This window comes from Pseudomonas marincola (assembly GCF_900682675.2).
In the GTDB taxonomy this organism is placed as follows: domain Bacteria; phylum Pseudomonadota; class Gammaproteobacteria; order Pseudomonadales; family Pseudomonadaceae; genus Aquipseudomonas; species Aquipseudomonas marincola.
Map to the genome: position 1 here is coordinate 2,590,985 of NZ_LR215729.2, position 12,279 is coordinate 2,603,263.

At 57.3% G+C, this 12,279-nt stretch carries 12 protein-coding genes; 5 read left to right on the forward strand and 7 right to left on the reverse strand.

The window, feature by feature from the left end; genetic code table 11:
- Positions 1-118: 118 nt before the first annotated feature.
- From PMYSY11_RS12005 to PMYSY11_RS12020, 4 genes are all read left to right on the forward strand, one after another.
- Entirely contained in the window at positions 119-829 is a 711-nt protein-coding gene (locus PMYSY11_RS12005) for a histidine phosphatase family protein (RefSeq protein ID WP_150549320.1), read from the forward strand.
- Between the two features lie 55 nt (positions 830-884).
- The gene (locus tag PMYSY11_RS12010; RefSeq protein WP_150549321.1) at positions 885-1,196 is read left to right on the forward strand and encodes an SCP2 sterol-binding domain-containing protein; all 312 of its coding nucleotides are present in this window, start codon (positions 885-887) and stop codon (positions 1,194-1,196) included.
- Positions 1,197-1,416: 220 nt separating this feature from the next.
- Positions 1,417-2,484 carry a phosphotransferase family protein gene (locus PMYSY11_RS12015; protein ID WP_069900183.1) on the forward strand — a complete coding sequence of 356 codons (1,068 nt, stop codon included), beginning with the start codon at positions 1,417-1,419 and terminating at the stop codon, positions 2,482-2,484.
- 25 nt (positions 2,485-2,509) lie between these two features.
- The gene (locus tag PMYSY11_RS12020) at positions 2,510-3,274 is read left to right on the forward strand and encodes an SDR family oxidoreductase (RefSeq protein ID WP_150549322.1); all 765 of its coding nucleotides are present in this window, start codon (positions 2,510-2,512) and stop codon (positions 3,272-3,274) included.
- Positions 3,275-3,342: 68 nt separating this feature from the next.
- Here PMYSY11_RS12020 and PMYSY11_RS12025 read toward each other — a convergent pair whose 3' ends face one another.
- The gene (locus tag PMYSY11_RS12025; RefSeq protein ID WP_090512161.1) at positions 3,343-3,990 is read right to left on the reverse strand and encodes a hypothetical protein; all 648 of its coding nucleotides are present in this window, start codon (positions 3,988-3,990) and stop codon (positions 3,343-3,345) included.
- A 106-nt stretch (positions 3,991-4,096) separates the two neighbouring features.
- On the opposite strand from PMYSY11_RS12025, the gene PMYSY11_RS12030 reads away from it, so the two are divergent.
- The gene (locus PMYSY11_RS12030; RefSeq protein WP_069900380.1) at positions 4,097-4,876 is read left to right on the forward strand and encodes a TSUP family transporter; all 780 of its coding nucleotides are present in this window, start codon (positions 4,097-4,099) and stop codon (positions 4,874-4,876) included.
- Here PMYSY11_RS12030 and nudC read toward each other — a convergent pair.
- The 6 genes from nudC to rnhA all read right to left on the reverse strand — a co-directional run bounded on the left by nudC (position 4,844) and on the right by rnhA (position 12,263).
- Positions 4,844-5,671 (reverse strand): NAD(+) diphosphatase, encoded by an 828-nt coding sequence (nudC, locus tag PMYSY11_RS12035; protein ID WP_150549323.1) that lies wholly within the window; start codon positions 5,669-5,671, stop codon positions 4,844-4,846. The genes PMYSY11_RS12030 and nudC overlap by 33 nt on opposite strands.
- Entirely contained in the window at positions 5,671-7,353 is a 1,683-nt protein-coding gene (locus tag PMYSY11_RS12040; protein WP_069900179.1) for a FimL-related protein, read from the reverse strand. The genes nudC and PMYSY11_RS12040 overlap by 1 nt, the downstream gene beginning before the upstream one ends.
- 50 nt (positions 7,354-7,403) lie before the next feature.
- A complete protein-coding gene (locus tag PMYSY11_RS12045; protein WP_069900178.1) occupies positions 7,404-8,216 on the reverse strand; it encodes a crotonase/enoyl-CoA hydratase family protein in 813 nt (270 codons plus the stop codon).
- A gap of 212 nt (positions 8,217-8,428) precedes the next feature.
- Positions 8,429-10,684: an Orn/Lys/Arg family decarboxylase gene (locus tag PMYSY11_RS12050; protein ID WP_069900177.1), complete on the reverse strand. Its 2,256-nt coding sequence runs from the start codon at positions 10,682-10,684 to the stop codon at positions 8,429-8,431.
- Positions 10,685-10,928: 244 nt separating this feature from the next.
- A complete protein-coding gene (gene dnaQ, locus PMYSY11_RS12055; protein ID WP_150549324.1) occupies positions 10,929-11,687 on the reverse strand; it encodes a DNA polymerase III subunit epsilon in 759 nt (252 codons plus the stop codon).
- A gap of 129 nt (positions 11,688-11,816) precedes the next feature.
- Complete coding sequence (gene rnhA / locus PMYSY11_RS12060) at positions 11,817-12,263, reverse strand: ribonuclease HI (protein WP_150549325.1); 447 nt, start codon at positions 12,261-12,263, stop codon at positions 11,817-11,819.
- Positions 12,264-12,279 lie beyond the last annotated feature (16 nt).

The window sequence follows — 12,279 nt, forward strand, 5'->3', positions numbered from 1 at the left end:
GGCGAACGCGGCAGGGTTAAAATGGGAAATTCAAACAAGCGTATGTTTTTTCGTTGACACAACGCCACTGGAGCCCATAACCTCGCCAAACTTTCAACGTACCGGAGCAATAACGGACGTGGGTAGCATTTATCTGATTCGACATGGCCAAGCCTCATTCGGCGCCGACAATTACGACAAATTGTCTGATATTGGCATTCGTCAGGCAGAAGTGGTTGGCGAGTATCTGGCGCAACTCGGGGTCACACTGGACCGCTGCATAAGCGGCGACCTGCAACGCCAGCAACACACGGCCACCTCCGCCCTGAGCAAATTGCACAGCGCCGGGATAGCCGTGCCGGATCATGAGATAAATGCAGCCTTCAATGAATTTGATGCGGATGCTGTAGTACGCGCTCTGCTACCCGGCATTCTTCAGGATGAACCTGAAGCGCTGGATATCATGCGCAACGCAGCCCAGCACCGCGCCGAGTTTCAGCGCCTGTTTTCGCTGCTGATCATGCGCTGGGTGTCGGGCGAGTACGACATAGCGGGCCTGCAGAGCTGGAGCGCCTTCGTCGAGCAAGTGCAAGGGGGTCTGCAAGGGCTGCTAGACTCGGCGCAGAGCAAACAGAATATTGCAGTGTTTACCTCGGGCGGCACCATCACCGCCCTGCTTCACCTGATTACCGGGCTGCCTGTAGCGGCGGCCTTCGAGTTGAACTGGCAAATTGTAAATACATCATTGAGTTGTCTTAAGTTTCGCGGCAACTCGGTGCAACTGGCTTCCTTCAATAGTCACGCACATCTGCAATTATTGAAGGCGCCACAGCTCATCACCTATCGCTGAGCATTGGCCCAATGCACCACTAAAAGGTGCAAAACCTGAAAAAAAGGAAGAAACCATGAGCGTTGCAGACATCATCAATACCATGCAATCCAAGTTCAACTCCTCTGCAGCAGCAGGCCTGGACCTGGTGTTCCAGTTCAACATCGAAGATGGCGAGAACTACTCCCTGATCGTCAAAGACGGCACCTGTGAAGTTCAGCAAGGTGAAAACCCGAACGCTAACGTAACGCTGATCATGGACAAAGAAACCCTGAAAGGCATCACCAGCGGCGAGACCGACGGTATGCAGGCATTCATGTCCGGCAAACTGCGCGCTGAAGGCGACATGATGCTGGCGATGAAGCTGAGCGAACTGTTCCCAGTTTAAGCAGCTGAAACGGACGCTTTATGCGCTCGGCAGTGTAAAAAACCGGAGTCCTGGACTCCGGTTTTTTTTCGCCTGGCCGGCGCCGATTTCGATTAATCAGGCAGCTTGATTGAGGTGCAACACTCACGCCTATAACAGCATGTAGTGCTTGCTGGCACCCAAGGGTCGCATTAGATTAGCCAATAATATTGGGCCACCATTATAAGCAGAAGGGATAACCATGGCGCTCACTGATCAGTCCACGCGTATACGCGATGGCGAAGAACTCGACGCAGCTGTCATTGACCAGTACCTCAAGAGCCATATTTCCGGGCTCAGCGGCACGCCCAAAATCAGCCAGTTTCCGGGCGGCGCTTCCAACCTGACCTACCTCCTTGAATACGCCGAGAAAGAATTCGTCCTGCGGCGTCCGCCATTCGGTCACAAGGCCAAGTCCGCGCATGACATGGGCCGCGAATTTCGCATTCTCAATCAGCTCAACGACGGTTTCCCCTACTGCCCAAAGGCTTATGTGCACTGCACCGATGAGTCGGTAATCGGCGCCGAGTTTTATGTCATGGAGCGTGTCAACGGGATCATCCTGCGCTCGGAAATCCCCGCTGAGCTGAACCTCGACGCCGGCAAAACGCGCAAGCTGTGCGAAAGCTTTATCGACAAGATGGTCGAACTGCATAACGTCGATTATGAGGCTTGCGGCCTCGGTGATCTGGGCAAGCCTGAAGGCTATGTCAGCCGCCAGATCAATGGCTGGGCGGATCGCTACGAGAAAGCGCTGACGCCCGATGCGCCGCATTGGGAGCCGGTTAAGGCCTGGCTGCGCGAGAAGATGCCAGCAGACCACCCCAAGCCCGCCATTGTGCACAATGACTATCGCTTCGATAACGTGATTCTCGATCCGCAGAACCCGATGAACATCATCGGCGTGCTCGACTGGGAACTGACCACCATCGGCGACCCGCTAATGGACCTGGGCAATACGCTCGCCTATTGGGTCGAAGCGGATGATCCGGCGCCCGTGCAAATGACCCGCCGCCAGCCAAGCAACGCGCCGGGCATGCTTTCGCGCAAGGAATTCGCCGAGTATTACGCCCAGCGTGCCGGCATTGAAATCAGCAACATCGACTTCTACTACACCTACGGTCTGTTCCGCCTGGCGGGCATCGTGCAGCAGATCTACTACCGCTTTTATCACGGCCAAACTCAGGACAAACGCTTCGCGCAGTTCATTCACATGAACAAACTGCTCGAGCAAATGAGCCTGCAAGTCATTAACAAATCTCAGCTCTAAGCTGGCTTAGTTTCAGGGGATACGCATGTCCAAGACTCAACTGTTTGACCTCGACGGCAAGATTGCATTTGTTTCCGGCGCCAGCCGTGGCATCGGCGAAGCCATCGCCCGCCTGCTCGCTGAACAAGGCGCGCACGTGATTGTTTCGAGCCGCAAAATCGAAGGCTGCCAGGCAGTCGCTGATGCGATCATCGCCGACGGCGGCAAAGCCACAGCCATCGCCTGCCACATTGGCGAGATGGAACAAATCTCCAGCGTTTTTGCGCAAATCCGCGAGCAGTTCGGCCGTCTCGACATTCTGGTCAACAACGCCGCCACCAACCCGCAATTCTGCAACGTGCTCGACACCGACCTCGGCGCCTTCCAGAAAACCGTTGATGTGAATATCCGTGGCTACTACTTCATGTCGATTGAAGGCGGCAAACTGATGAAGCAGAACGGCGGCAGCATCATCAACGTGGCCTCGATCAACGGCGTTTCGCCCGGCGAGTTTCAGGGCATCTACTCGGTGACCAAAGCGGCCGTTATCAGCATGACCAAAGTGTTTGCCAAGGAATGCGCGCAGTTCGGCATCCGCTGCAACGCCCTGCTGCCAGGCCTGACCGACACCAAGTTTGCGTCTGCGCTGACCAAGAACGACGCCATCCTGAATATTGCCCTGCAGCGTATTCCGCTGAAGCGCGTGGCCGATCCAAGCGAAATGGCCGGCACCGTGCTGTATCTCGCAAGCGACGCTTCGAGCTACACCACAGGCGTTGCGCTGAACGTAGACGGCGGCTTCCTGTCCTGATACCAAGCGGCAACAACGCTACAAAAAAAGGGACCTTCGGGTCCCTTTTTGATTGGCCAAGAAATTGTTTATTGCCAGTTGCGCAGCGCGCGCTCCGCAGTCGGATTGATCGGCTGCGCCAACAGGCCGGTCGGCGTTAACGCAACAGAGTATTGCGCGCCGTCAGCGATTGGCAGAAAGTCCACCCGGACTGCCTGCGCGTCAAATACCAGCAGGTCGTGCTGGCCCAGACGCAACCAACGCCACAGGTCTATGCCGTACAAGCTATGGCCAAGCGCAACTTGTTGGTGCCGCGCACGTTGCTGCTGCTCGATAGCCAGAAAACGTCCGGAGAGTTTTTCCAGGCGATAACCTGGCTCCATACCAATCAGCTCGGCAAGGCTTTTCCATTTGAACAAGCGTGCATCCAGCTGCCACAGATCACCTTCGAGAGTCACCGTGCGCTGGCGATCGTGCTCGACGATGGTCACTTCATAGGCATCTTCCTGCGCCTTGAAGCTCAGCGTTGCCAGTGGCTGCTCTGCCGGAATAGTCGCGTAACTGAGCAGGTCATAGGCCACCAGCCCGAGGACTGCGGCGAACCCTGCAAATACCAGCCCGCACATCCCGCGCAGCCAGGCGAGAAACCAGTGGCCGCCAAACAGAATACGCAGCGCTATCAAGGTGATAATCAGCGCCAGCAGGCCGGTAGCCAAAGCCAAACCGTTGTATTGCATTAACCACATCCCTTAAGCAGCAAAATACTGGCATTATGCGCAGCTTCATTCCCCGGGCGCCGTGATCTGACTGCGCCACAGACACTGGTGTTGCTGACGTATGCTACTGCCTTTTGATCTCGCGGTTGAACCTACCACTCTGCTAATTCTTGCGCTGGTAGCGTTTTTTGCAGGCTTTATTGATGCAATTGCTGGCGGCGGCGGCTTGCTTACCATTCCGGCATTACTCACCGCAGGCCTGCCGCCCCATTTGGTCCTGGGCACTAACAAACTCAGCTCGACATTTGGTGCAGCGATTGCCAGTTTCACCTTTTACCGGCGCAATCTGTTTCATCCACGGCAATGGCGCAATGCGCTGATCGGCACCGCCGTCGGCGCGCTGGTTGGCGCAGCAGTGGCGCAATGGCTGCCGGCCCATCTGCTCAATCAAATGCTGCCAGTGGTGGTATTCGGCTGCGGTTTGTATCTGTTGTTTGGCCGCACGCCAGAGACGCACAGCGCGCCGGACGTGATCATTCCCAAGCGTCGGCAATGGCCGCAAAGCCTCAGCCTGGGCTTTTACGACGGAGTCGCTGGCCCCGGCACAGGTGCATTCTGGACAGTCTCGACCCTGCTGCTTTATCCGCTCGATCTGGTACGCGCCAGCGGCGTGGCGCGCAGCATGAACTTCGTCAGCAATATCTGCGCCCTGGCGATCTTTATCGCCAGCGGTCAAGTCGCCTGGGTTCTGGGGATTTGCATGGGCTTATCGTTGATGTGCGGTGCCTTCATTGGCGCGCGCACCGCGATCAAGGGCGGCTCCAAGTTCATCCGCCCGGTGTTCATTATGGTGGTGCTGGCGCTGACCGTGCGCCTAGCCTGGCAACACTGGTTCGGGCAGGCCTAAACGGCGCGCGACGTATACGTCGATCAGGAAACGGGCGATTGAACGGCTGGCGGGAAGCGGCGGCAGATCATGCACACTGAACCACTGTGCATCTTCGATCTCATCTTCCTGCATGACGATATCACCAGAGGCGAACTCGGCATGAAAGCCCAGCATCAGCGAGTGTGGGAACGGCCAACCCTGGCTGCCGAGATACTGCAGGTTGTGAACCCGCACGCCGACCTCTTCCAGCACTTCACGGTGCACGCACTGCTCGACCGACTCGCCGGCTTCAACAAAGCCTGCCAGCGTGCTGTACATGCCCGTAACGAAGCGCTTTGAGCGTGCCAGCAGAATCTCATCGCCACGCGTAACCAGCACAATCATGCTCGGCGACAAGCGCGGATAATGATGTACAGCGCAACGCTCACAATGCATCGCACGTTCACCCGCAACCTGCTGCATCGGATTGCCGCAACTGCCGCAGAAACGGTTGTGCGCCGCCCAGACGGCAATCTGCGCGGCGTAGCCGAGCAACGCGAAGGTGTCGGCGTCGCCCTGCATCATCCACTGGCGCAGACTCTGCCACTGACAGCCCGGCAACTCGACTGGCCGATCAACCTGCAACAGGTAAACCGCATCGCCTTTGAAATGACCAATCCCGTGCTCAGTTTCGAGTAACGGCAAGTCCTGCTTTTTCAGCCACTCACGCGCAAATAGCACGCCATTGGCATCGCCAAGGAAGTGCTGTTCACAATGCAGCAGACACCAGCCACCCGGCTCTGTTGTGTCGAGTAGAGAGGGTTTCCAACTCATTACGCGGCTACCTGTACACCCAATGCCCGAATACTTTCACTGGCCATGTCGAGCACGCTCGTACCATCACTGTTCTGTGCCGACTGTTCAGTCTCCAGATAGTATTCCAGACTTGCCAGCGCATCGGCCAGTGATTCGAGGGTTTGCTCGCTGGGAATCTGGCTGATGTCGAGCATTTGTTCCTGAATATAATCAGCGCAAGCGCCAACCAACGCGGCTGCCCGCTCCTGCCCGAGAAACCACAAACCGCCGCGAACCGCCTGCAAGCTGAAAGGCACATTGGCCAGATGGCTGCGCTCGCCATTCGATTCGAGGTAAGCCGTGACCGAGCGTTTGGTCAGGGCAATGCTTGTTTTCGCCTCATCGATCACCACAATTCGCGCTTCATTGAGTTGCAACAACGCGAACATGTCCACTTCTGACACCTCGGCAGCAGGTGTCTTACGCTGGCTGCGTTTGCTCGAACCACTGCTGAGCGAGGCCACCATGCCTTCTACAAACAGCACGGAGTCGGCAATCTTGTTGAGCTCGCCCGGCTGCGGCGCATTGCCGGAAACCCAGTTCGCAACCACTGGCAGATGTTCCGCCAAGGCGTGACCGGATGAACTGAGCCCGACCATGCCCAGCGTCTTGCCAAGCTTGCCGATCAAAGCGTAAAGGTTGCTCAGATTCTCCTCATCCAGAGTGCCGCGCTCGATCAGATCAAGGCTGTCTTTGACGCTGCTCAGCTCTTCACGAATTGCCGAGGTGAGCGAACGGATAACCGCCTGACCCGGCCCGGCCAGCCGCAAGTATTCCTGCTCGAGCAACTGATCGGTAAATGGCAACGACGGCAGACGAAACACCGAGCGAATAGAGGTGACCAGCGGGCCTGAACTGTCCGACAACGCCACGACATACAGCAGCTCTTTGAGCAGGCTGCGCGGCGGTTCGTAATCCGCCGAGTTGAGCAGCTTTTTCAGCTCACGATCAAGGCGGCTAAACAACTGTTTGCGCGAGTTGCGCACCAGCATGTCGCCATCGAGTTGAGCCTCCAGGGCCGCACTGGCAACCCAGCACAGACGCCCGCGTGATTCATTGGCAAACAACTGGTCAATACGGCTCATGGCCTTGCACATCAGCGTCAGGCTGGCCTTGGTTGCCTGTTGCTTGATAAAGCCCAACAGCCCCACTTGATAAGCCCGGCGCATCTTGCGCCCCAGCGCTTCCTTGGCGGCAGCATCCAGCGCCTGCGTCGGTGCGTGTGGGCGTGGCATATCCAGGCGCACACTGAAGAAAAAGCTTTCTGCCAGCGCCGGCTGACCGCCACTTCTGCGCAGGTCGTTAATCGCCGGCAGCAGCAGTTCGGGGATTTCCTGGCGATGGGTGTCCATGCTTTCGAGATAGCGCCGCAGCACGTGCAGCGCATTACTCAGGGCCGACAATTGCGCGTCGCGCTCCTCGCCAGCACCGGTTGGAATATCCGTGGCCTGATCCAGCACTTCCTGCGCCAGCAACTCGGCGCCTGTCAGCTCGATCAGCTTGAGCGTGCCGCGAACCTGTTGCAGATTTTCCACCGCCTGCTGCAACAAGCTGCCGTTCATGCGTTCAGCAATGAACTGCTCAAGGCTGGACTCAGCCTCCTCCATGGTCGCGAATAATTCATCGCGCACCAGACTTAGTGACGTTACACCTGAAGCCATGAGTTAAAGCGCCTCCCGCGGCAAAAATGAAGACACGTTAAAAGAGGCCATCAATCGGCAAACTCAGGTTTTTGCTTGGTCATGTGCGCAGTCATGGCAATGCGCATGTCTTCCGACTGCAGCATCGAGGCATTCCAGGTGGCGATATATTCAAGGCCGTCATCGACGCGGTGATCACGCATGTAGCGAATCATTTCCTTGGTGCCACGCACGGCCACAGGCGACTTGCTGGCAATTTCGCGGGCGATTTCCATCACCCCGTCAAGCAGTGCGGTCTTGTCTGCAAAGGTCCGGTTTACCAGCCCGATTGTTTGCGCTTCGGTGCCGTCGATGGTGCGACCGGTGTAGGCCAGCTCGCGCATCATGCCATCACCGATAAGGCGTGGCAGACGCTGCAAAGTGCCCACATCAGCGGCCATGCCCATGTCGATTTCCTTGATCGAGAACTGCGCATCCGGCGTTGAATAACGCATGTCGCAAGCACTGATCAGGTCGATCGCGCCGCCAATGCAATAGCCCTGAATGGCAGCCAGCACCGGCTTGCGACAATTGTCGACGGCATTGAATGAGCCCTGCAGGGTGAGAATGGTCTGGCGCAATGTCAGCGCATTGCGGGCCACATCTTTACCCAGTTTGCTGCTGACCTGCGCCAGCAGCATCAGGTCGATGCCGGACGAGAAATGCTTGCCCTCGCCGGTGAGCACAACTGCACGGACTTCATCCGTGGCATCTACCCAGCGGAAAATATCGATGATTTCGGTCCAGAAGTCTGCATTCATTGCATTGACTTTTTCCGGACGGTTTATCGTAACCACCGCGATTTTGTCTGCCAGTTCGACACGAAATGCCTTGTACTCGGACACGTAAGCCACCCTCTTTGCAGGAACTTATTTCTTATTAATAACCCGCCAACTATAACAAGAGCCGCTTAAAAGTCGATGCCGGCCTCTGTGACGCAGACCACGGCGTCGAGCTTAAAGCGAAAAATCGAAATCCGCGGTAATCAATTGAATGCGAGTGTGTGAAGAAACACGCAGCAGTCACCAACATGGCCCCGCTGCGTGCTGTAGGGAGGCTACTGTTTGATGCAATCCACGGTGTAGCTCTTGCCCTGTTCTGTTTGCTGGATCTGCAAACCGTGCACATCGGCATCGAAGCCTGGGAAACTGCTGTCGAAGTTTCGCGCGAACTCAAGATAATCAATTATCGAGCGGGTCTCGGCAGTGAAACGCTCACCGGGCATGATCAGCGGAATACCTGGCGGATATGGCACCAGCATCACCGCAGCGATGCGCCCTTCCAGCTCAGCAACCGGTACCGCCTCCACTTCCCCGCGAACCAATTCGTTATACGCATCGGCCGGTTTCATGGCGACATCCGGAAGTGTGGTGTACATGCGTTTGAGCGCTTTCGCCGTGGCGTTCTCGCGATAGCACTGATGCAGCTGATCGCACAGATCACGCAAGCCCATGCCCTGATAACGCCCGGCACCCTCGCGGGCAATCGACGGCAATGCTTCGATCAGCGGCATATTGGTGTCGTAACAGCGTTTGAACTCCAGCAACTCGGTGAGCAACGTGCTCCACTTGCCCTTGGTGATACCCATCGAGAACAGCACCAGAAACGAGTACAGGCCGGTCTTCTCAACGACCAGCCCGCGCTCCCAGAGGAACTTGCTGACCACCGCCGCCGGAATGCCGAATTCATCGAGCTTGCCACCTGCAGTGAGGCCGGGCATAACCAGCGTGACCTTGATCGGATCGAGCAACACATAGTCTTCGGCAATGTCGCCAAAGCCATGCCAGTCGGCTTGCGGTTGCAGCAGCCAGTCCTGCGTGGCGACATCGGTGACGCCATGATTCTGCGGCGGCTGCCAGATACTGAACCACCAGTCATCCGCTGCCAGATGCTTGTGCAGGTTGGCCAGCGCCCGGCGAAAGCTCAGGGCTTCATCGAAGGTTTCCTGAATCAGTGAGCGACCGGCCGGCCCTTCCATCATCGCCGAGGCCACATCGAGTGAGGCGATAATGCCGTACTGCGGCGAAGTCGAAATGTGCATCATGAAGGCTTCGTTGAAGCGGTCGGTATCCAGCTGACGCGCGCCGCCATCCTGAACATGAATCATCGAGGCCTGGCTGAATGCAGCCAACAGCTTGTGCGTGGAGTGGGTGCTGAACACCAGCGGCGTATTGGCCTCACGCGAGGTGCCCATGCCGTAGCGCCCGCTGTAGAACTCATGAAACGCGGCGTAGGCGTACCACGCCTCATCGAAATGCAGCACCTCGACGCTATCGCCCAGGGTTTGCTTGATGAGTTCGGCGTTGTAGCAAAGGCCGTCATAGGTCGAGTTGGTCACCACCGCCAGTTTCACCTTGGGCGCGCGACCGCGCGCCAGCGGGCTGGCATCAATCTTGGCCTGGATCGACTCGCGGCTGAACTCGCTGAGCGGAATCGGCCCGATAATCCCCAGCTCATTGCGTTCCGGGCACAGGTACAGCGGAATCGCGCCAGTCATGATGATCGAGTGCAGAATCGACTTGTGGCAATTGCGATCGACCAGCACCAGATCATCACGTCCGACCATGCTGTGCCAGACGATCTTGTTGGCGGTCGAGGTGCCGTTAATAACGAAATAGGTGTGATCGGCGCCAAAGTTGCGCGCCGCACGCGCCTCAGCTTCCGCCAACGGGCCGGTGTGATCGAGCAGCGAGCCGAGTTCAGGCACCGAAACCGACAAGTCCGAACGCAGGGTGTTTTCGCCAAAGAACTGGTGGAACGCCTGCCCCACCGGACTTTTCCGGTAGGCCACCCCGCCACCATGGCCAGGCGTGTGCCAGGAATAATTGGATTGCGCGGTATGTTGCACCAGAGCGCGGAAGAACGGCGGCAGCAAGCCATCGAGATAATTGCGGGCGGCGCGGGCAACCTGGCGGGCGAGGAACGAGACGGTGTCTTCGAACAGATAGAGAATGCCGCGCAACTGATTGAGGTCAGCCATCGCCTCAGCCGGAGCATTCTCGATGGTCACCTGTTCACCCAGGGCGAAAATCGGCACTTGCGGCGCACGCACCCGTGCGATGCGGATCAACTCGACCATGTCTTGCAACAGATGCTGGTTTTCACCGGCGCCTTCGGCGGTCATCAAGATACACGCCAGGCCGTGGTGGGTGGATGCAACGATGCGCGCCTCGGCAGAGTTGGCGCTGCTGATAATGCTGAAGCCTTCTTGCTCAAGCTCATGAGCAATGGCCCGCACGCGGTCACCTGCCACCGTGTCGGCTTTGATGTCGCGGTGCACGATCAAGACAGGAAACTTTAGATCTTTATACATTGTGGATTCCCTGAAAATGGCAGCACGCGGCCGCCCATCACGTCAGGTTAGAGCCTAGCCCGCCTCGGCGTAACCCCCTGTCGTGGAACCCTGTAAGAAAAAGTCGCGCCGCCATAATAGAAACTAGAAACAGCGTTCAACTTGGCAACGGGTGCTGATCATCGCGCGCGTTTAATCGCCCTATAAAAAACGCCCCGCGGGATAAACCGGCGGAGCGTTCTCGGCGACGCAGTTACACGGGCTATTAAGCGCCAGGCTGCTCCAGTTGCAGCCACAGCGGCAAGGCGCCAGCTGACTTTTCAATTACCGCCAGACGCGCATGATGCGCTTCGAGGTCTTCTTCACTGGCGCGAATCACCGGGCCACGCGCACGTTCGCCAGACAGACGCCGAATCGGGCTCGGTTGCTGGCGTCCGGTGCCATCGCCTTCAGACCCTTCGCCAGCCAACGACAGGTTGGTCTGGCCACCGGTCATCGCCAGATAGACGTCGGCCAGAATCTCGGCATCGAGCAATGCGCCGTGCAGATCACGGCCCGAGTTGTCGACGTCATAGCGTTTGCACAGCGCATCGAGGCTGTTGCGCTGGCCCGGGTGGCGCTCACGGGCCAAGGCCAGGGTATCGAGAATGCTGCAGTGATCGCTGATATCAGCACGATCCTGCTGACCGATCAGGGCAAATTCGTTATTGATAAAGCCTACGTCGAACGCGGCGTTATGGATAACCAGTTGCGCGCCCTTGATGAACTCGAAGAACTCTTCGGCGACTTCCTTGAAGCGCGGCTTGTCCTTCAGGTACTCGTTGGTAATACCGTGGACGGCGATCGCGCCTTCGTCGATATCGCGGTCGGGTTGCAGATAGACATGAAAATGACGCCCGGTCAGGCGTCTGCCCATCAACTCGACACAACCGATTTCAATTACCCGATGGCCGTCGCCAACCGGCATACCGGTAGTTTCGGTATCGAGTACGACCAGCCTTTTGACTACATCTTCATTCGCCACTGTGTATCACCCTCTCTTGGCTGCCGCTAACGCGCTCACGACAACTCAGCAAACTTTGGAAAATCCCGGCCTGGCCGCAGATTGCCAGACAAACGCAAAAGCGCTTGCCCATAAACAGTTACGGGGCCGTCAGGCCAAGCCGCGCACTTCATCAACACCGCGATTGGCCAATTGGTCGGCGTGCTCATTACCCGGATGGCCGGTATGGCCACGCACCCACTGCCACGTTACATTGTGCCGGCCAACCTGCTCGTCCAACTCACGCCACAGATCGGCATTTTTAACCGGTTGTTTGGCGGCGGTTTTCCAGCCGCGTTTTTTCCAGTTGGGCATCCAGTCCTGAATGCCCTGCATTACATATTGCGAATCCGTTACCAGGCGCACGTCGCAATGGCGCTTGAGTTCCTGCAAGCCACGAATTGCCGCAGTCAATTCCATGCGGTTGTTGGTGGTTTCAGCCTCACCGCCCCACAGCTCTTTTTCTACACCTTTATAAACCAACACAGCGCCCCAGCCACCCACGCCAGGATTACCCTTGCAGGCGCCATCGGTATAGATCACAACTTGTTCAGACATGCAGAGCCTTTAAACG